This is a genomic window from Marinitoga piezophila KA3, from assembly GCF_000255135.1.
In the GTDB taxonomy this organism is placed as follows: domain Bacteria; phylum Thermotogota; class Thermotogae; order Petrotogales; family Petrotogaceae; genus Marinitoga; species Marinitoga piezophila.
This window is the reverse complement of record NC_016751.1, coordinates 1,903,589-1,923,924: the sequence shown is the minus strand read 5'-3', so window position 1 is coordinate 1,923,924 and position 20,336 is coordinate 1,903,589. Positions and strand designations below refer to the sequence as shown.

At 29.6% G+C, this 20,336-nt stretch carries 21 protein-coding genes; 6 read left to right on the top strand and 15 right to left on the bottom strand.

Annotation, left to right across the window (positions count from 1 at the left end; genetic code table 11):
• Positions 1-9: 9 nt before the first annotated feature.
• The 6 genes from tsf to MARPI_RS09075 all read right to left on the bottom strand — a co-directional run bounded on the left by tsf (position 10) and on the right by MARPI_RS09075 (position 5,442).
• Positions 10-609, bottom strand: a complete 600-nt coding sequence (gene tsf, locus MARPI_RS09100) for a translation elongation factor Ts (protein ID WP_014297300.1) — start codon at positions 607-609, stop codon at positions 10-12.
• Positions 610-673: 64 nt separating this feature from the next.
• Positions 674-1,162, bottom strand: a complete 489-nt coding sequence (gene coaD / locus MARPI_RS09095) for a pantetheine-phosphate adenylyltransferase (protein ID WP_014297299.1) — start codon at positions 1,160-1,162, stop codon at positions 674-676.
• A gap of 1 nt (position 1,163) precedes the next feature.
• The gene (gene mnmA, locus MARPI_RS09090) at positions 1,164-2,255 is read right to left on the bottom strand and encodes a tRNA 2-thiouridine(34) synthase MnmA (RefSeq protein WP_014297298.1); all 1,092 of its coding nucleotides are present in this window, start codon (positions 2,253-2,255) and stop codon (positions 1,164-1,166) included.
• Positions 2,215-2,694, bottom strand: a complete 480-nt coding sequence (locus MARPI_RS09085; protein WP_014297297.1) for an RrF2 family transcriptional regulator — start codon at positions 2,692-2,694, stop codon at positions 2,215-2,217. The genes mnmA and MARPI_RS09085 overlap by 41 nt, the downstream gene beginning before the upstream one ends.
• A 4-nt stretch (positions 2,695-2,698) precedes the next feature.
• The gene (locus MARPI_RS10835; RefSeq protein WP_014297296.1) at positions 2,699-4,786 is read right to left on the bottom strand and encodes a LysM peptidoglycan-binding domain-containing protein; all 2,088 of its coding nucleotides are present in this window, start codon (positions 4,784-4,786) and stop codon (positions 2,699-2,701) included.
• On the bottom strand, positions 4,786-5,442 hold the full coding sequence (locus tag MARPI_RS09075) for a DUF2225 domain-containing protein (protein ID WP_014297295.1): 657 nt from the start codon (positions 5,440-5,442) through the stop codon (positions 4,786-4,788). Before MARPI_RS09075 ends, MARPI_RS10835 begins: the two co-directional genes overlap by 1 nt.
• 149 nt (positions 5,443-5,591) lie before the next feature.
• Here MARPI_RS09075 and ftsY point away from each other — a divergent pair, with 149 nt between their 5' ends.
• A complete protein-coding gene (gene ftsY, locus MARPI_RS09070) occupies positions 5,592-6,500 on the top strand; it encodes a signal recognition particle-docking protein FtsY (RefSeq protein ID WP_014297294.1) in 909 nt (302 codons plus the stop codon).
• Between the two features lie 28 nt (positions 6,501-6,528).
• Here the strand turns inward: ftsY and MARPI_RS09065 are convergent, their stop codons facing one another.
• From MARPI_RS09065 to aroQ, 4 genes are read right to left on the bottom strand one after another with little or no spacing between them, the layout of a single operon-like run.
• Positions 6,529-7,746, bottom strand: coding sequence for a peptidase U32 family protein (locus MARPI_RS09065; RefSeq protein ID WP_014297293.1), 1,218 nt, complete (start codon positions 7,744-7,746; stop codon positions 6,529-6,531).
• Positions 7,747-7,775: 29 nt separating this feature from the next.
• Positions 7,776-8,201, bottom strand: coding sequence for an FKBP-type peptidyl-prolyl cis-trans isomerase (locus tag MARPI_RS09060; RefSeq protein WP_014297292.1), 426 nt, complete (start codon positions 8,199-8,201; stop codon positions 7,776-7,778).
• Between the two features lie 2 nt (positions 8,202-8,203).
• Positions 8,204-9,805 (bottom strand): DEAD/DEAH box helicase, encoded by a 1,602-nt coding sequence (locus MARPI_RS09055; RefSeq protein WP_014297291.1) that lies wholly within the window; start codon positions 9,803-9,805, stop codon positions 8,204-8,206.
• Positions 9,806-9,808: 3 nt separating this feature from the next.
• The gene (aroQ, locus tag MARPI_RS09050; protein ID WP_014297290.1) at positions 9,809-10,237 is read right to left on the bottom strand and encodes a type II 3-dehydroquinate dehydratase; all 429 of its coding nucleotides are present in this window, start codon (positions 10,235-10,237) and stop codon (positions 9,809-9,811) included.
• Between the two features lie 290 nt (positions 10,238-10,527).
• Here aroQ and MARPI_RS09045 point away from each other — a divergent pair, with 290 nt between their 5' ends.
• Both MARPI_RS09045 and MARPI_RS10830 read left to right on the top strand, forming a co-directional pair.
• Complete coding sequence (locus tag MARPI_RS09045) at positions 10,528-12,492, top strand: methyl-accepting chemotaxis protein (RefSeq protein WP_014297289.1); 1,965 nt, start codon at positions 10,528-10,530, stop codon at positions 12,490-12,492.
• Positions 12,493-12,612: 120 nt separating this feature from the next.
• Positions 12,613-13,302 (top strand): hypothetical protein, encoded by a 690-nt coding sequence (locus MARPI_RS10830; protein WP_014297288.1) that lies wholly within the window; start codon positions 12,613-12,615, stop codon positions 13,300-13,302.
• 11 nt (positions 13,303-13,313) lie between these two features.
• On the opposite strand, the gene MARPI_RS09035 is transcribed toward MARPI_RS10830, so the two are convergent.
• From MARPI_RS09035 to MARPI_RS09025, 3 genes are all read right to left on the bottom strand, one after another.
• A complete protein-coding gene (locus tag MARPI_RS09035) occupies positions 13,314-13,682 on the bottom strand; it encodes a VanZ family protein (RefSeq protein ID WP_014297287.1) in 369 nt (122 codons plus the stop codon).
• A 108-nt stretch (positions 13,683-13,790) separates the two neighbouring features.
• Positions 13,791-14,186 (bottom strand): hypothetical protein, encoded by a 396-nt coding sequence (locus tag MARPI_RS09030; protein ID WP_014297286.1) that lies wholly within the window; start codon positions 14,184-14,186, stop codon positions 13,791-13,793.
• 113 nt (positions 14,187-14,299) lie between these two features.
• A complete protein-coding gene (locus MARPI_RS09025; protein ID WP_014297285.1) occupies positions 14,300-15,886 on the bottom strand; it encodes a Gldg family protein in 1,587 nt (528 codons plus the stop codon).
• Positions 15,887-15,995: 109 nt separating this feature from the next.
• Between MARPI_RS09025 and MARPI_RS09020 the strand changes: the two genes are divergently transcribed.
• The 3 genes from MARPI_RS09020 (at position 15,996) to MARPI_RS09010 (ending at position 18,613) form a co-directional block, all read left to right on the top strand.
• Positions 15,996-16,772 (top strand): DUF368 domain-containing protein, encoded by a 777-nt coding sequence (locus MARPI_RS09020; protein WP_014297284.1) that lies wholly within the window; start codon positions 15,996-15,998, stop codon positions 16,770-16,772.
• A 618-nt stretch (positions 16,773-17,390) separates the two neighbouring features.
• Positions 17,391-18,137: an undecaprenyl-diphosphate phosphatase gene (locus tag MARPI_RS09015; protein WP_014297283.1), complete on the top strand. Its 747-nt coding sequence runs from the start codon at positions 17,391-17,393 to the stop codon at positions 18,135-18,137.
• Positions 18,138-18,172: 35 nt separating this feature from the next.
• On the top strand, positions 18,173-18,613 hold the full coding sequence (locus tag MARPI_RS09010) for a nucleoside-triphosphatase (protein ID WP_014297282.1): 441 nt from the start codon (positions 18,173-18,175) through the stop codon (positions 18,611-18,613).
• A gap of 24 nt (positions 18,614-18,637) precedes the next feature.
• On the opposite strand, the gene MARPI_RS09005 is transcribed toward MARPI_RS09010, so the two are convergent.
• Both MARPI_RS09005 and MARPI_RS09000 read right to left on the bottom strand, forming a co-directional pair.
• Positions 18,638-19,555 carry an MJ1477/TM1410 family putative glycoside hydrolase gene (locus tag MARPI_RS09005; RefSeq protein ID WP_014297281.1) on the bottom strand — a complete coding sequence of 306 codons (918 nt, stop codon included), beginning with the start codon at positions 19,553-19,555 and terminating at the stop codon, positions 18,638-18,640.
• On the bottom strand, positions 19,548-20,336 hold the full coding sequence (locus MARPI_RS09000) for a nitrilase-related carbon-nitrogen hydrolase (protein WP_014297280.1): 789 nt from the start codon (positions 20,334-20,336) through the stop codon (positions 19,548-19,550). Before MARPI_RS09000 ends, MARPI_RS09005 begins: the two co-directional genes overlap by 8 nt.

The window sequence follows — 20,336 nt, the reverse complement described above, 5'->3', positions numbered from 1 at the left end:
CCCTATATATTATTCACCTATTTCGTATCTTACAAATCTTGATACTTTTATGTTTTCTCCTATTTTTGCAATTGCATTTGTAATGAGGTCTTTAATCTTTGTACCTTTTTCATCTGCAAATACAAATTCCTGTTCTAATAAACAATTTGTTTCGAAGAATTTATTTAATTTGTTTTCAACGATTTTTTCAATTACATGTTCTGGTTTTCCTGAATTTTTCATTTCTTCTGCATAAATTTCCTTTTCTTTTGCAATTATTTCTTCAGGAACATCTTCTTTCTTTAACCATTTTGGATTCATTGAAGCAATCTGTAATGAAATCTGTTTTGCTAATTCATGGAATTCATCAGTTCTTGCAACAAAATCTGTTTCACAGTTCAATTCTAATAATACACCAATTCTTTCATTGTGGTGAATGTATGAATAAATAATTCCTTCACCTGTTGATCTTCCTGCTTTTTTAGCAGCTTTTGCAGCACCCTTTTTTCTTAAGATTTCAACTGCTTTGTCAAAATCTCCATTAGCTTCTTCTAAAGCTTTTTTACAATCCATCATACCTGCGCCTGTAGCATCTCTTAATTTTTTTACTTCTGCAGCACTTATAGCCATTTATATTCCCTCCCAGTATTATCTTATTTTCCTGAACTATTTTAACACAATTATTTTTCTTTTTTTAAACATTGTTATTACTAATTTTTTTAAATATTGCTTCTTCAACATTTTTAGGTACCCACTGAGAGATATTTCCATTAAATCTCGCAACCTCTTTTACAATTGTTGAAGATACAAATGAGTATTCTGTATCTGTCATTAAAAAAAGGATTTCTATATCTTTATTCAAAGAACGGTTTGAATTTGCCAATTGCAATTCAAATTCAAAATCCGAAACTGCTCTTAATCCTCTTATAATAACATTTATATTTTTCTGTTTTGCATAATCTACTAATAGTCCTTCATAACATTCAACCTTTATATTTTTATAATCTTTTAATGATTCTCGTGTTAATTGCATTCTCTCTTCACAATCAAAAAAATATTTTTTATTTATATTATGCATAACCACAACATATAATTCATCAAATATTTTCGCTGCTCTTTGTATTATATTTATATGACCATATGTAATGGGATCAAAACTTCCAGGATATATAGCTTTCAACATTTCATACCTCCAGATATTGTTCTATTTTACCTGCTCCTAAAATCACTCCTTCATTATCATAAACAACGGCAAATTGGCCAGGAGTTACAGCAAAAATAGGTTCTTTAAATATAACTTCCACTTTATTTTCGCCTATTTTTCTTATATATGCATCTTTTTCCTCATTTCTTTTTCTTATTCTACATCTTGCTTCAATTTCGTTAAAATCAACCAAAAATTCAAAATCCGTACTAATAAGCCCTTTAAAGTAAACCTTTTCTGTTGGAGCTACTATTATTTGATTTTTTTCTGGAATTATTTTATACACATGCATTTTTATATTTGGATTTTTGAAATATTTTATTCCTGTTCTTTGACCTATAGTATAATTGGTATAACCAGTATGTTCTCCTATTATATTCCCTTCCAAATCAAGCACTTCACCTGTTGATACATTTATTCCATTTTCTCTTAAAAATCTTCTATAATCGTTATCTGGAATAAAGCACAATTCCTGACTATCAACTTTTTTAGCTATATTTATATCTAATTTTTCTGCTATCTTTCTTATCTCATCTTTTGTATAAGTTCCATTCGGAAAAATAATATGTGGTATTGCTTCTTTTTTCATATATGCAAGAAAATAAGATTGATCCTTGGACACATCGATCCCTTTTTTTATTACCTCTGTATTGTATTTTTCAGAAAATTCTCTAATTGCATAATGCCCTGAAGCAATATAATCTGCATCATATTCTTTTAATATATCAATTGCCAATCCAAACTTAAAATATTTATTACATAGCATACATGGATTAGGAGTTCTTCCTGCTTTATATTCTTTTATAAAATAATCTATTATTTTTTCCTTAAATTCCTCATATATTTTTATTACCTTTAATTCAAACCCCAATTTATCAGCAATTCTCATTGCATCATAGGTATCAGATGGACTACAACATATTTTCTTTTTTTCAGGAATCTTTATAAATACTTCATCTGGTATTGTTTTAAAATGAATTCCTATTACTTCATAACCCATCTCTTTCGCAAGATATGCAGCAACAGAACTATCAACCCCGCCGCTCATCAGCATTATTAATTTTTTCTTCAACTGTATTTCCTCCCATTAATTCCAGTTTTTCTCCTATTTTTAATAAATCTGCAAGTGTAATCTTTGAAAGTTCGCTCATAAGAATTGTATTTATTTTTTTCCAGACATATCCCACTGCGCATTCAGAACCAAGTGTTTCACATTTTCCGGTAACAACGCACTCATATGATTGAAATGGTCTATCTAAAATATAAATTACTTCACTTAATTTTAAATCTTCTGGTTTTCTACTTAAAGCATATCCTCCGTATCTTCCGCGCACCGAATCAACAATTTTATATTCCCTTAATTCACTGAATATTTTTTCCAGAAAATCCTTCGGTATTTTTTGCTTTGCCGATAATTCATTTATAGAAACTCTTTTCACTCCATTTTTATGAAATAAAGCAAGTTCATACAACGCTCTTAATGCATAACTGCTTTTTACTGTTAGTCCCATTTTATTACCTCCTGGCCTTTTTCCCTACTACATAAACACTAACTTCCTGTGTATTTTGCGCAAGTCTTACATCATTAATATATATATCCAATCTATTTCCAACAATTTTCGAACCAATATCTTCCACTTCAAAAAATCCCATATTAGGGGTATTTCTAAATTCTGGAATATATACCACAGTTCCAAGAGGTAAATACTTCGGATCAGCAGCTACTGTTACCCATGGTCTTGGAACATTTCCAGACTTTGTTAATCTAAATGCTGGATAATATATAATTTTATCATCCCATTCTGTGTAAAAAGTTGCTCTGAAATTCCCTGCAAATTTAAAGAATAATTTCATAGGATCTCGCGGCTCACCATTTTTCCAGATTTCAAAATTAAACAACTTATCCTTTTTCACCTTTCCCATTAACGTTTCTGTATCCACCCATTTTCCTTCTTTAATAGAAGGATCAATATTATAAATATTGGAATAAACTGTCATTACCCCATTCCCATGATCTATCTTTACATATTTACTCTCATTAACAGCCTTTCCTATTTCAACAACTCTTCCAGGCAATGTAGGCCTTACATATTCATCTTTTAATGGTAATATTCCCAATCCAACTGATACACCCGTTGAAATTCTATCTCCAAACCTTACAACTATTCTATCGTAATCAGAAGGTTTTGTATATGTAAGAGGCCATGTTAAAAACTCTTCTATATTGTTAACAGGAATTATTATTTTTTGTCCTACTCTTATACTCCTTGGATCATCAATGTTATTCGCAACTTTTATTAAATCTACTCCATTATACCCCAATCCAAAAGCCAATGCTATTTGGCTTAAAGTATCACCTGGTTTTACCTGATAAATTATTTGGTCTGTTGAACCAAAAAGATCTTTTATTTCAGCTTTTGAAAAACTTATTAATGCATTTGTTAATTTTCTTTCCAGTTCATCCAGCTGTGTTTTGTATTTTTCATCAAATGTACTAATAGGTCGTGATGTTATCATTTCAAATGAATTTTCAAGATTTTTTATATTCTTCTCAAGCTGCGCCATCTGATTTTCAAGACCTTTTATTTTTAATAGTTCATCACTTTTGGTTTTATAAAACAACTTTGCAACTTCTCTCTGTGTTTCTGCAGAAACGGATTCATATACGTATTTTTTCAAATTTTCCTCATCTATAATTGCTCCAACTTTTCCTTTAAATGAGTTATAATCATTTTTTAAATTATCAAAATCCTTTTCTAATGTTTCAAAATTAATCTGCCACACCTTATCTAAAGAATTAACAGTTTTCAACAATTCGTCTATATTATTTTTAACAGCAACATCTATGTTGTTTTTTATTTCAGTTGAAGATAATGTTATACCCGCAAGGGTTTTTTCTATATTATTTATTTTTCCTTCCAATATTAATCCTTTATTTTGCATATTTTTTAGAGATACTTCTATATTTGTAATAGAAGAAGAAGTTGTATGTATCTCTCTTTTTAAATCATCTATTCTTTTTTCTTCATTTGTTATTTTGATATTTAATGCTTCAAACTTTTGCTGTAATTCTGTTGAGTCTCTGGTTATAAATTCATTCTTTAGTGTATTTAAATCGGAAATCCTTACAGCTTCATTATTTAATATTTTTATGTTATTTTCAATATTTGTGATCCTTTGATTAATATCAGACAATAAATTTGAATATACACCTTCATTATCAATATTCTGAATATCTCCAATCTTTTTTTGAAGATTATTTAATGTATTTTGATATAAAATAAGCTCACTTTTATATTTATTTAACTCATTTGCAATTTCTGCATTAGAAGCAGATAATGTATCTTCTATTTTTTTTATTTTCGCTCCTAAATTTGTTATATTTCTATTCAAATCTTCTATTCTACTATTGTATGTTTCTACAGTTTCCTTATAATAATTTAATTCAGATTCATAATTTGTCAATTTTAATTTCAATGTTGAAACTTCTGTTTCTAAATCATTCAATCTTTCGTTGTCTGATGCAACTCCCTGTAATAACGAACAGGATGAAAAAAACTGTACTAAAATTATTAATAGAACTATGTAACTCAATCTTTTCATCACAGATCCCCTTTCAACTTTTCTGCCTGTTTTACATATGGATTCTTTGAATTTTTATATCTTCCAACCAATTTATTAAAAAATTCTTTGGCTTCTTTTTTCTTTCCTATCCTATAATTTGTATATCCTTTAAAGAAGTAATACATTATTAAATCCTCATCAGAATTTAAATCCTTAAAATTCTTTTCAAGGATTTCAACTGCAGAAACCAGCATCTTTAATTCTGCCATTTCTTTTCCTTCTTCTCTGAATATCCATGCTAAACGTATAAACGTTCTCGCTATTCTTCCAGGATTATTTACTATTTTATACACAATTCCAGCAAGTGCATACTGTTTTTTCAAAAAATCTATACTTTTATTCTTACTATTATCTATTTTCCCCATTTTATCTCTAACTCTTTTTAAATATTCTTTTAAATCTTTTTTTGTATCCTTACCTATTCTCTTAAACAGGTCATCATCACCATTAAAGTAAGTAAATCCACATTTAGGACATGTTAAAATTGAAAAATGAAGAGGATTAGGACCTCTATACGTCGGCTTTAAATCATCATCGTACTTTTCAATTCTAATACTATCAATTTTTATTTTTGTATATGGAAACGCTTTGCCGCACAACGGACAGGATGTGGTATCTTCCCAGAAGTCACCCATAGTATTATCTCCTTCTTATTTTTTTTAATACTCTCATAATCATATTTTACCATAATAGTCATAAAATTCAAACTATAATGTTTGCAAAATTATTATCTTAATGGTAAAATATATCCGAAGTTAACAAATTAGATGTAGGAGGATAAAGCATGGGATTCTTTAATAAAATTGCAGAAGGACTTAAAAAAACAAGAGATAAATTTTTTGGAAATATTAAAACACTCTTTGCTGGAAGAAAACTTGACGATGAAGTCTTAGAAGAATTGGAAGAAATTATGATTCTTTCAGACATGGGAGTCGAAGCAACAGAAGATATTCTTAAAGAATTAAAAGAACGATATAAAAAAGAAAACTCAGACGATCCTTTATTACTATTAAGAGATATTATGGTTGAACATTTAAAAGATGAACCTTTGTCATTTAATCCAGATAAAAAACCGTTTGTAATACTTGTTGTCGGTGTAAACGGAACAGGAAAAACCACTACCATTGCAAAACTTGGAAAATTATACAAAGACAAAGGACATGATGTGGTATTTGCTGCAGGTGATACATTTAGGGCAGCTGCTATTGAACAATTAAAGGAATGGGGTAATAGATTAGGTATTGATGTAATAGCCCATACACATGGTGCTGACGCTGCTGCTGTAGCTTTCGATGCATTAAATCATGCTGTCGCTAAAGGAAGAGATATAGTAATAATAGATACTGCCGGAAGATTGCATACAAAACAGAATCTTATGGAAGAGTTAAAGAAAATAAAAAGGGTTATTCAAAAGGTTATTCCAGATGCTCCACATGAAACCTTACTTGTACTCGATGGAACTACCGGCCAAAACGGTATTATTCAGGCAAAGGTGTTTAAAGAAACAACTGATTTAACCGGAATTGTGGTTACAAAATTAGACGGAACAGCAAAAGGCGGTATTGCTTTTGCTATTAATCAGGAATTGGATATTCCTATTAAATTAATAGGCGTCGGAGAAAAAGCCGATGACCTTCAAATTTTTGATCCAAAAACATATTGTAATGCTCTCTTAGGAATTGAAGAAAAATAATAATAGAAAAAAATAAAAGCTCCAGAATTTATTTCTGGAGCTTTTTTCTTAATATATCCATTTCTTCTAGATCAAGATCGACTTTTACTATTACATTTGGATTAGCTATTTCTATTTTTCCTTCTTCCTGGCCCTTTCTCATTTTAATCATTTCCGGCATTTTTATTTTTATTGGATCGCCAACTGGTTTTATAATTTCAACTTCTTCGCCTACTGCAATCTTACTTCTAATTTCAAGTATTGATTTACCATCTCGGCTTTTACCAAGGACCTTTGCAACAATTTCATGTGTTTTATTATATGATGAAGAATCATAATTTTGACCTTCTGCTCCAGGATTGCCAAAGAAGAATCCTTTTGTATATTTTCTGTTACTTACAGAATTTAAATACTCCATCCATTTAGGATCATATTTAAAATTACCTTCATAATATTTATCTATTGCTTCTCTATATACTTTTGTTACTATTGCACCGTAGTATATTCCCTTCATTCTTCCTTCTATCTTTAAACTATCAATACCAGTATCCAAAATCTGATCAATAAACTCTATTGTACAAAGATCCCTGGAATTCATTATAAATGTTCCTCTTTCATCTTCATAAATAGGATAGTATTCACCTGGTCTGTTCTCTTCAACAAGATGATACTTCCATCTGCAAGGTTGAGCACATGCTCCTCTATTGGCATCTCTTCCTGTTAAATAATTACTCAACAAACATCTTCCTGAAATAGACATACACATTGCACCATGTATAAAAACTTCCAACTCAACATCAGGTACTTTTTCCCTTATTTCGCGAATTTCTTTTAATGATAATTCACGAGCTAAAATAATTCTTTTTGCTCCCATTTCATGCCACACTTTTACGCTCATCCAGTTGGTATTACTTGCCTGAGTACTTACATTTATTTCAAGATCTGTATTGTCCCTAACTATTTTAAAAACACCTAAATCTGCAACTATAACAGCATCTACACCAGCAGATTCGAGAAATTTAGCATAATCTGCAACCTTTTCAATTTCATTATTATGAGCTATTATATTTAAAGTAACATATATCTTTTTCCCAAGAGAATGAGCATATTTTACAGCTTCTACTATCTCTTCATTTGAGAAGTTTCCAGCCAGAGCTCTTAAATTGAAAAATTTTCCGCCAAGGTAAGCTGCATCAGCACCATAGCGGAAAACCATTTTTAATTTTTCCATATTTCCGGCTGGAGAAAGAAGTTCAACCTTTTTCATACTTTCTCCTCCAGTGATTTTAATTATTTTTAGTTAATTTCTACAATTTCAATTTCAAAGGTTAAATCCTTACCTGCAAGAGGATGATTTGTATCCATTTTTACCATTTCATCTGTAACTTCAAGGATTTTAGCAAGGAATACATTTCCTGATTGATCTGCAAGTTGTACTGTTTGGCCAACTGCTTCATCTATATTAGGTGGAAAACTCTGTCTTGGTAATTCAAATACTTTTTCTTCAGAATATTCTCCATATGCCTCTTCAGCAGGAATAGTGAATGTCTTTTTTTCTCCAACTTCCATATCCATAACAGCTTTATCAAATCCTGGAATTACCTGTCCTGCACCTGCTGTAAATTCTAATGGTTCTCTTCCTTCTGATGAATCAAAAACAGTTCCGTCATTTAATGTCCCTTTGTAGTGTAACTTTACAGTATTTCCTTTCTGTACTTTCATAATTATTCCGCCTTTCTGCTTTTTTCTTTTGCTTTCGCAATTATTGGTTTTCTTCCTCTTCTTTTCTTTTTAAAAGATTCAAGTATAATCTCTGCATCTTCAAAAGACACAGTAATAAAAGAAAATTTATCGAGTATCCTTACATCTCTTAATCTAACATTATCAAGTTTTGTATAATCTTTTATTAATTTTAATATTTTTTCCTTTGTGATTCCGTCATCTTTACCAAGGGCTACAAATAATCTTGTTTTACCTTTCTTATCAACAAATGATTTTCCTTTAACTTCTCTAATTTCATTATAATTTCTTTCATCAAGTTCATCCTGAAAAGCATATTTTAATACTGCTGCAAGTACTTCATTTGCATTTCTATTTTCGAGCATTTCATTTGCTAATTCAAGATAGTTTTCATATGTTTCGCTTTCAAGGATATTATTTATTTCTGTTTTTATTCTATTTTTCTTTGATTCTATAACATCCTTTATTTTAGGAATTCTCTTTTTCTTTATATCGCTTTTTGAAATTCTTTTTATAAACAATAACTTTCTATATTCTTCTGGTGTAACAAAAGTAATAGCTGTTCCTTCTTTTCCTGCCCTTCCTGTTCTTCCAATTCTATGAACATACGATTCAGGATTTTGAGGCAATGAATAATTTATTACATGTGTCAAATCTGAAATATCAATACCTCTTGCTGCAACATCTGTTGCTACAAGAATATTTGCTCTCTTTGTTTTGAATTTCCTTAAAATTCTTTCTCTTTGATATTGGGATAAATCTCCATGTAATGCCTCTGCACTATATCCCCTATCAATAAGTCTGTTTGAAACAGTATCAACATCTACCTTTGTTCTACAGAATACAAGACCGTAAAACTCTGGTTCTATATCTATAATTCTACATAACGCCTCAAATTTATCTGATTCATTAACCTCAAAATATATCTGCTCTGTTAATTCCGTTGTTAATTGTTCTGGTTTTACAGAAATTATCTTGTAATTGCTCATATATTTTTTTGCAAGCTTTAAAATTCTTGATGGCATTGTAGCTGAGAATAAAAGTATTTGCTTTTTTTCTGGTGTATTTGAAAGTATTTCCTCTACATCATCTATAAATCCCATATCAAGCATCTCATCTGCTTCATCAAGAATTACATAAGAAACATGTTTTAAATCCAATGTTTTTCTTCTAATATGATCCAATATTCTTCCCGGTGTTCCAACTACGATATCAATACCTTTTTTAAGTCTTGAAATTTGGTTTTCTATTGATTGTCCACCATAAATAGGAAGAATATTTAACTTTTTTCTTCCTTTTAAAGAATTAATCTCCTCTGCAACCTGAATAGCCAATTCCCTTGTAGGAGTTAAAATTAAAGCCTTTACCTTTTTTGAAGGTTCTAATTTTTCAATTAACGGTAATCCAAATGCTGCTGTTTTACCTGTTCCAGTCTGCGCCTGACCAATTACATCAATACCTTCCTGTAAAAGAATTGGTATAACCTTTTCCTGAATTGGTGTTGGTTCCTCAAACCCCTTTTTCTTTAACGCCTTTAATGTACTTTCTGATAATCCTAAATCCTCAAACTTTACTAGCTTTTCCATTTTCTACCTCTTTCCTATGATTTTTTTCAGGTATTCCAATGCCAGGATATACCCATCGAGTCCTAACCCTGTAATCTGTCCATCGCATACAGGGGCTATTACACTTTTCTTTCTAAATTCTTCTCTTTTATATATATTAGAAATATGCAATTCGATTTTAGGAACATCAATTATTTCCAGAGCATCCTTAATTGCATAACTATAGTGTGTATAAGCACCTGCATTAATTATAAGCCCATCAAAATCCATTTTCTGAAGTCTGTTAATAATTTCTCCTTCAAAATTTGACTGAAAAACTTCTGTTTTTATTTTGTTCTTTTCAGACCAATCTTCGATCAATTTCAAAAGATCCTGATATGAAAAATTACCATATATTTCTTTTGGGCGTTTGCCTAACATATTAAGGTTAGGACCATTAACTATTAATATCATACCATAATTCCTCCATAAAAAAATTTTATATTTCCATTCTTAACTCAACCTTTCCAATATTGTTACTGCAACTCTTTAAAAACTCATAACATAGTATTATATCATAATAATCTTTCAATTAAAGACAAATCCTTCCAAATCCAGAACACCCGTTAAACTTATTAATATAACATTAATAATAAATAATGGATATTTAATATTAATATATTTTTTTTGAAATTTTTTATCATATATTTTATGATATAATTTCCTTGCAAAAATTCGAATTTTTAACAATCGGAGGTGTAATTGTGAATTCTATTAGAAGAAAAATACTTATAGTATTCTCAACAATTATAATTTCTGCTGGAGCTTTTGTTGGATTTTTTCTGTATTTTTATTTATCAGCATCACTTGAAAGTCTAATTGAAGAAAATTCATTTTCCATTTTAGAACAACAGGCATCACAGGTAGAAATGTTCTTTAATTCGTTAATTCATGAAATGACACTTATCTCAAACAAAAAAATCTTTAAAAATATGAACATGACTGATTCAATTGCAATCTTAAAAAAAGATAATGAAATTTTAGATGATTACAGCATGTTATTTATAGCAGATAAAGATGGAAATGCCTACACAACAACAAATGTAAAAACCAATATTGCTGATAGAGATTACTTTAAAAAAATAATGAACGGAAACGATATTGCTATAAGCGACGTTTTAATATCAAAAGCCGACGGAACATCTATAATAGTTATTGCACATTCGATTAGAGATGAAAATAATAAAACCATAGGTTTAGTTGGTGGTACAATTTCTCTTGAAAAATTTCTGAATTTTGTTAGCACTTCAGCAGAAGGTAATTATAGTTTTATCTTAGATTCACACGGAACAATGATTGCACATACAATAAAGAAATTTATAGGAAGCAGTGTTTTTAATTTAAATTATAAAGGTTTAAGTGAAATTGCGCAAAAGATGATCAATGGTGAAAAAGGTTATGGTGAAATTACTGTTGAAAACAATCAAAAAAGAATATTAATCTATGCACCTATAAAATCAATGAATTGGTCTGTTGCAGTTTCAATTCCAAAAAGCGCTTTACTTGCAAAACTAAGAGGTATTGTTAATTTCTTTGTATTAATTGTAATTTTAGCTGCTTCAGTTGCAGTTATTGTTTCAATACTACTTGGAAATTCTATTGCTAAACCTCTTGAAAAACTCTCAAATGATGTTAAAAAATTTGGCGAAGGTGATTTAACCATTAAATTTAGCGCAAGAGGTAAAGATGAAATTGCAAGAATTGCAGAATCATTAAATTACATGGCAAATAATCTCAGAAATTATTTAATTAGTGTAAGAAAATCTGCTTCTGATCTGGAAGAATCAGCCGTAGAACTTGAAGAAAATGCAAGAATTCAGTCAACACAAATGGCAAAAATTACAGAAAAGACTGAAGATATGGATAAAAGCTCAAATTTAGTTTCTTCTTCCATTGAAGAAATGAATTCCGGAGTAGAAGAAATTTCCGCTTCAGCACAAAATATATCAGAAAATTCACAGAACTTATATGAAGAAGCAAAAGATGTTTCTCAAACTGCTACTGAAGGTAGCGAATCAATTTCAAAAATAATTACAACAATAACAAATGCTGTTAAACAGTCTGATATTACAATAAATACCGTTCAAAATCTCGCAAACAAAGCACAAAATATTGAACAGATAGTAGAAACAATAGAAAATATCACAGAACAAACTAATCTCCTTGCTTTAAACGCTGCAATAGAAGCAGCAAGGGCTGGAGAAGCCGGGAAAGGATTTGCTGTTGTTGCTGATGAAATAAGAAAATTAGCAGAAGAAAGTAAGAGGGCTACAGAACAAATTGCTGAAATATTAGGAGAAATAAAAGACGGTGCAGACGATGCAAGCGATGCTACATCAAAAACAGGTGAAATCATAAAAGATGTAGAAGCTGAGGCTAATATTGTTGCAGAGAAATTCTCAAATATTACTCAAAAAATCCAGAATATCACCGTAAATATAGAAAATCTCAGTGCAAGTGCTGAACAACAGGGTTCATCTACAGAAGAAATTGCAATGGGAATGGATAGGATTACACGGGAAATTATAAATATCTCAGATGAAATCACAGAAATTGCCGATTCAATTGAAAATCAAAATATAAGCTTGCAAAAATTAGAAGATATTACTGAAAGACTTTCTGAAAAAGCTCAAATCCTTGTAGATGGTTTAAAGAAATTTAAGATTTAACCCTTTTAATCAAGTCTCAAAAATGAATCTCCCTGATTTTCAGGGAGATTTTTTATTTATTATGATATAATATTAATATAACAGTAAAAATAGACGAATTATATAAAGGAGGTGATTCTGATGAGAATAAACGGAGAAAATTTTAATTATTTTAAGTACACTGAAATAACAAAATTAGAAAACACAAAGGAATTTGAAGAAAAAAATAAATCAAAAAACAATGAAAACAATAAATCTGCAAATAAATCCCCTAAAGGCGATGTTTATGTAAAGACAGAAATAGAGTATATGAAAGCTACTTATTCCAGCGTAGTTGGAAAAAAGATTGAAATTGATCCTTCAAAATGGAAGGATATGAAGGAAGAATCTCAACAGATGTATGATAAGTTTAAAGCATGGGTTGAAGATAAAATAAAAAAGCAATTAGGTATTACAGAAGATGAAAGAGCAGAGATGAAAAAAGAACTTGAAGGTGATGGGTATTGGAGTCCTGAGTCTGTTTCAGATAGGCTTATTGAATTTGCAAAATCCATATCTGGTGGTGATAAATCAAAAATCGATTTATTGAGAAATGCCGTAAAAGAGGGATTTCAGAGCGTTAGAGATATGTTAGGAGGAAAACTTCCAGAAGTTAGCGAAAAGACTTATGATCTGGTTATGAAAAAATTTGAATTGTGGGAAAAAGGTGAAGACGAGAATATGGAAATAACAACAGAAAGCGGAGGAGTCGAATACATAAAGGTTAATCAGGAAGTTATAATTGAAAACAACAATGAAAATAAGGATAATAATTTACCAGAAAATAAATAAAGAAAAGCTGCCTACGCAGCTTTTCTTTTATAGTTAATGAATTTTTTTGAAATATAAAACACCAAAATAATTGATAAAATACCAAGATAACTTGCAAAAGAATCATATAATGAAAATTGCCTGTATGGAGAAAGCGCTTGAATATACTCACTTGCAACTGGAAGCGTTAATATTAATCCTATTGAAGGTATAATATACCATTTTTTGTTAATCAATCCTTTTAAAAATAAAAACATCCCTCCAGCATATGCAAGAAAATGCCATATTTTATCTTCTCCATAAAATCTCGAATAATTAAACGGTGGTTTTGGAGTTACTGAAAAATATATTAATACTAACAGATATAATACAAATAATATATTCCATATAATCTTTTTCATAACCAAAACCTCCAGAATATTTTTTATATATTATAACATGTTAATATTTCAAATAATTAAAAAATATAATAAATAAAAAAAGCTCCCGAAGGAGCTTTTAGTTTTTTATCAATAATAAACATCCAAATCAATTGAAGTATCATCAGGATTTACCCATTCAGAATCAAATGCTTGATCGTCATCAGAATATTTTTTGTCTCCATCTTTATCCTGATATACAAAAACTGTTGCATTTCCTCCAGCTGGTACCGATACTTCTATGCTATATTCAGATTCATCTGGAGTTATTTCTTTTAAATTAGTAACACCTTCTTTTGGAATATTATCTAATGTTGTACTGAATGTTCCTACTACATACGCGAGATAATAAGTGCTATCATCTGTATAATAACTTCTATCATCCCAATTAATTTTTACAGTTGCATTTACCTTTGCTGGCCCCAAACAACTTGTTAAACTCAAAGCAAGAATTAAAATACCTAAAAATACCAATGTTTTTTTCATAAAAACCACTCCTTATAAATTTAAAGTAGATATGTATTAATATTACTCTAAAATTATTAAGGAGTGATGTCTTTTTGGTTAATTTTAAAGATAGTTAATCTTTTTTTAAAAAATTAATAAATAAAATATTTGATTACATTTATTGCTAACTTAGCATCATCGCCCCATTGCCAGCCATTATGCAATAAATCACCAGAAGCTCCTGTTCCATCATCAAAAGGCGAGCTATCTCCTATTGCAACAACCTTACCTTTGCCATAATTAGTTACTATCATATATGGTTTATTTTCAGAATTAGCAATTAATACTTTAATATTATCATTTAATAGTTTAATTGATGAACCATTCCATACTCCTATTTTTCTAATTCCTTCTGTAATTGGATGATTGTAAATATGTGCAAGTGGTGCTTCTTCAAGGTCATCGCCTGTAAATTTAAATCCAAAATTTTCTACAAATGTATTAAATATCTTAGGTGAATCCCAACCATTGCCATTTCTATCAGAACCACCATGATCAGATATAATAAATAATGATCCGCCATTTTTTACAAAATTCAAAATTGCTTTAATTTCTGTTTCCTTAAATGGTTTATTTGGTTCTGGAATTACAAGCACATTATACATATTTAATATTTCTTCTGTTATATCCTCTTTTATTTCATTAACCTTTAATCCCATATTTCTTATTACATCTGCAAAATCCGAATATCCCCCATCAATAACCCAGTCGGCATTTCCAGCAGTTTGGCCATGATTATTATCAAATAACACTCTATTTTTATATGAATCCTTTTTAAGATCTAATTTTATTATCTTCATACCCATTTTATTATTGTTTTTATCCGCTACTGATCTCAATACAAGCTTTGTAGCTTTATTTATGTCTTCCACTTCTAATTTCAATATTTTTTGTGTTTTGTCCAATTTATAATCTTTTATATTGGTTTTTAATATTCTAATGGTTTTATTCAATACAACTGATTTTTCACTTATTGGTTCATTGAATTCAACATAGATATAATTTCCTTTTATTGCATAATCCTTTACTTCAGGCGGGAAAACATCATCAACAACTATATCGTTTATATCCCTTGGCCACAATTCATATGCTGACATATATTGTCCAAGCACCCCTACAACTTCCATTGTAATTCCAACTTTATAGTAAGCAGGATTAATCCCTGTATTTTCTCTTATAAACACCATTCCTTTACCGCTTCCATCGTCAATGTATATCTTCCTCATATCAAATTTGTCAATTTCTACAATTTTTCCTTTTGTTTTAAGATATAATCCTTCATACTTTTCATTATTGATATCTGCAGTTTTTATAATCAATGGTTCTGGCAATGGATTATTATGAGATATTATTTTATAATAATGTGAAGGATTATCGCTCTCAAGAATTAATTCTTTATTATTTTTATGAGTCCAGAGATATCCTTTTGCTTCAACTAAATCCCCTCTTTTTACATCTTTAAATTGGCCGCCTCTATAATATAGATTAATTCCTCCTGTTTTATCCTGCAAGAAAATTATATTAACATCAAAAGGTCCTGGTTCAACTGTTACAACACCTCTAACAACAACTGTTTTTAAATCCTTTAAATTTCGAGCATCAGAAATACTGGTAATAGCAGAAAATGCGAAAATACCTATAAATAAAAACACAACTAACATTACTATACTTCTTTTCATTCTTAATCCTCCCTTTTTAAATTTTTAAATTTAACATAACATTATATCATAAAAATAGCTGAATAATAATGTATAATAAATAAGAAATATTTTGATTGGAGGGATATTATTGAAGGATTTTATTTTAGGAATTTTAATGGGAATTGCAAATTTATTACCTGGTATAAGTGGTGGAACTATTGCTGCTATTTCTGGAAGATATGAAATAATTTTAAAAGCTGCTTCTGATATAATTTCTTTTAAATGGAATAAAGAAGCATTTAAGATTTTGACCTCATTAATTGTAGGTATGGGCGTTTCAATAATATTCCTTTCAAAAATTTTATCTTTTTTGTTTGAAAAATATCCTGAATATTCATATGGAATATTTATAGGACTAATTATTGGAGGCCTTTTTTACCTTATTTCACAGATAGAAATTAAACAAAAATCCAATATATCAATAATAACTATATCTTTTGTTTTAACATACTTTTTATTAAGATTTGCCGAGAATCTGGAAACATCAAACGGAAATGTTAGTATGTGGTATTTATTTATAGGAGGCATAATAGGCGCTGCAACAATGGTACTTCCTGGAATAAGTGGCTCTTCAATGTTGTTGATTATGGGAATATACAAACCTATTATTGATGCTATATCTAATATGGACTTTTCTATTTTAATTCCTTTTGCATTTGGTGTTGGTGGGGGATTGATTTTTGTTATACTTGTTCTTGAGAAATTACTTGAGAGGTTCAGGGATCAGGTTTTGTCTTTTTTAATTGGTCTAACAATAGCGGGAATGGTGATTATCTTCCCAATAACCTCAAAATTATTGACTTATGTGTTTTTAATTGTGGGTATTTTTCTTTCAAAATATCTTGAGAGGATTCTTAATGAGTAGAAAAGTTGCAATTGAAAAAATAAAAGTTCTTTAAAAATATCGTTATAGAAAACTTCATAAAAAGATTCATTCAAGCAGGTGAAATTTCTTATAATTGTGAAAAATAAAAACTCATTCAGACAACTCGAACGCTAATCCTCAAAAATTCTCGTTCCCGCCGGTCGTTACAGACTCACGTCCATGTTCGTCCTTTTGTGTTGTTGATTGAGAAAAATAATATGAGCGAAGACTAAGAATTTCCCGCAGCGGGGATTAAAGATAGTTGGAAAAAATAAAAGCGAGTGAAGGCTCGCAGAGTGCCTGAGAAAATTGCGAGTGGAAGGGGTCAAAATCACACGGATGTGATTTTGAGTGAAGACGAACATGGATGTGAGTCTGCAACGACCCCTGAGAACGAGCAATTTTCGAAGATTAGCACTCAAGTCGCCTGAAAGAGCTTTTATTTTTTCCAACACAAAAATTTTTCAAGGATTAGAAATTCTTGCCGTCTGAGAGAATATTATTTTTCTACTTTCAAAAAAAATTTTCGAGGATTAGCAACCAGCTTGTTTGAGGGAGTTTTTATTTTTCTCAATTATCAACAAAAATAACAATTATATAAAAAGAGAGGTGGAGGATGTGCAGGAAATTATTTTGGGTATAATTCAGGGATTAACGGAGTTTTTGCCAGTTTCAAGTTCAGGACATCTTGCTTTATTTTCAAAACTCATTAACTTTAATCCCGACGTTTCTTTTTTCGCTTTTTTACATTTAATGACATTTTTCGCAGTTTTATTGTTTGTTTATAAAGAAGTGTGGTTTATTTTAAAAGGTATGTTTACAATGGATAAAAGTGCCTGGAATCTTGCTTTGAAAATTATTGTTTCTTCAGTGCCAGCTGCAATAATTGGTATTTTATTTGAAGATCAGATTTCTGAGGCATTTTCTTCGCTTAGACTGGTTGGATTATTCTTTTTATTTACATCTGTTGCAATGATTCTATCCGATAGATTTGATGGGAAAAAGGAATTAATGGATATTTCATATATAGATGCTATTATAATTGGTTTATTTCAAGCAGCTGCTATTTTTCCTGGTATTTCAAGAAGTGGATTTACCTTATTCGGTGCTTTGCTTTTAAATACAAAAAAAGAAGCAGCTTTAAAATATTCCTTTTTAATGAGCCTTCCTGTAACCTTTGGTGCTGGATTACTTGAAATAAATGACGTTACATTTACAGCACCTGTAATATATTCAGGAATATTTACCTTTATTTTTGGCGTTATAGGATTGTTTATTTTAAAGAAAACCGTTATAAATGGAAAGCTTAAATATTTTGGTTATTATACTGCTCTCGCAGCAATAGTAAGTTTTATTGTTGGATAATTTTTAATTATTAATAAAAAAAAGGGGGGCTGGTTTTGAAGGTATTGCTAACTGGAAAAATGGGGGTTGGAAAAAGTACTATATTAAATAATGCAATAAAAAAATATAATATAGAACATGGGATTTTCACCAGAAAAATAGACGATTATGTTTATGCCTGGTTTTTGAATGATGAAAATCAAAGATTTATTATAGGCGAAAAAAGCATATATGGAATGAAATCCGTTGATAAAGGTTTTGAATCTTTAATAAAGCAAATGAAGAATATCAATAAACCAGATTTTTTTGTAATTGATGAAATTGGTTATATTGAATTATCTCAACAAAAATATCTTGAAGAGCTAAAAAGAATTATCGACGAAAGCCAGAATTTTATTGGCGTTATAAGATTATTTTTCATTGACCGATATGAATTTTTAAAAAATTTGGAGATTATTGAAATTACAGAAGAAAATCGAAATAATATTATTATATAAAAATAGAGAAGGAATATTCCTTCTCTATTTATTTTGATTAAAATATTTTATTCCTGGCGATATAGTATATAACTTTTGGTCTTTTGTTGCAGGATAGGCTAAAAATCCATATTCTTCACATAAGGAAATAAAATCTTTTACTTTCTCTATATCTGACTCTTTTTCATTATAAATATAATCTATCACTATAATTGTTTTATTATGCTCTTTAAACTTCGTTATATAATTTAATCTATAATCTATTTGTTTTTCTTTCCGTTTTTTCCCTTTTATATAAAACAAACTCTCAATTCCCAATCCATCTATAGATTCCATATATTTTCCGTTATAATCATAATCAATTATGGATTCCGCATTTTGAACAAATATTTTAAAATTTTTCCTTTTACTCTTTGCATATTCTGATAAATCTGCTATAAGGTTTATCATCTCTTCTGCTGTTGCATATATATCATAATCATGGTCAGCCCAATATAAATATGAATCAACAAGATCTATATAAACTCCATCAAATCCCTGATCTATTATTTTATCTATATATTGGTGCATAATTTCCTTCCATTCCCAATGCCAGTATTTTACCTTATAATTACCAGGCCACTTTGAATTCTCTTCACCTATAAAATCTGGAGGACTATTATTCCACCATTTTTCCCAATAAAACCTGTAGTCTTCTGCTTCTCCTACGCTGAGATAAGACAAAACTGTACTTCCATTTGTTTGTAACTTTCGTATTTCATATCTGGAAAATTTGTTTTTTTCACTACCATCATGTGAATAATCAATTATTATATATTCTGGTTTGTAATATAATGTAATTTCATTTATATCAACATTACCAAGCTGATAGATAACAGGAACTTCCTGTTTTTCAATAAATAGCGGCATTAAAAAAGGAATCGTGAGTACCGAAATTAAAAGTACTATAAATATTCTATCCATTGAAATAAAATTCCGGCCTCCTGTCTTCGAAGATATTATTCAATTTATTTAATTGCTTGTTATTAGCTTCTTCAGGATTAATTTCAATAGCTTTCACCATATCTCCTTTTTCCGGAAATCTAATTATTACTTCTCCTTTTGGATTGGTTATCTGACTCATACCAGTAAAATTATTTGTATTTAATGCATTTATCTCTTCGCCCCATCTGTTTGAGGTTACTATAAACACATGATTTTCAAGAGAGCGGAATTTATTTGCTTCCTGACAATATGGCATAACAAGATTGGCACTATGCGCTATAACCTGTGCACCTTTTAATGCAAGCGTTCTAAATGATTCTGGATAAAACCAATCAAAACATATTGCAAGTCCTACTTTTACTCCATTAACTTCCTCTACCCAAAACCCTGTATCCCCTTTTTCAAAAAACACCTTCTCTTCATAGAATAAATGTGTTTTTCTATAAATTCTTGTTTCTCCTGTACTTTTTATTAAAACAGAAGAATTATACAATTTACCCTCGTCTTTTTCAACAAATCCAAAAACTATATTGGTATTTTTTTCCTTAGCTATTTTCTTAAATGTTGTGATAGAATAACCATTTTTATCTTCAGCAACCCATTCAACTTCTGTATGTGTATTAAATGTATAACCTGTAAATGTCAGTTCCGGAAATACAAACAAGTCTGCTTCTTTATTTTCTATTAACTTTATCGCTCTTTCTATATTATCTTTTACCTGAAATAATTCCGGTTTAAATTGCACAAGCCCTATTTTCAT